This window comes from Pseudoalteromonas sp. S3785 (assembly GCF_005887365.1).
Taxonomy (GTDB): Bacteria; Pseudomonadota; Gammaproteobacteria; order Enterobacterales; family Alteromonadaceae; genus Pseudoalteromonas.
Genome location: NZ_PNCT01000185.1, coordinates 1 through 367, shown reverse-complemented (window position 1 = coordinate 367; position 367 = coordinate 1). Strand labels below are relative to the sequence as shown.

Below are 367 nucleotides of genomic sequence, written 5' to 3'. Positions count from 1 at the left end.
TGACGCCTATTGCCGGTGAAAACATGAACGATGCAGCCCGCCAACCAGCGCAGCGGTTCACCGAATTGGATGAGAAAGTGCAGGAGAGGCTTTCTCCACTGACGCCGGACCACGTGACGCCGCTGGAGTCCCTCTCCACCTTGCCGAAGGACGAGGTGCCGGGTCTCCTGAAGATGTTCCGCGATATCAAGGCGGTGAGCAACTTCCTGCGCTGGCTCATCGTCACGTTGGTCGCGATCTTCATCGGCGGGGTTGCCCTCGGGGAAAACATTGCGAAGGTCGCCGGGTGGATGAAACGGGGCTAGGTGAAGCCGACCCCCGATTGACTCTCGCATGAATATGTTCCTATTTCGTTCCCATGCTGTTC

The 367-nt window shown here is 58.6% G+C and carries 1 protein-coding gene; it reads left to right on the top strand.

Annotated elements, in window-relative coordinates:
* The coding region (locus tag CWC17_RS19080; protein ID WP_212750659.1) for a hypothetical protein at window positions 1–305 on the top strand (305 nt) is incomplete at its 5' end.
* Window positions 306–367 lie beyond the last annotated feature (62 nt).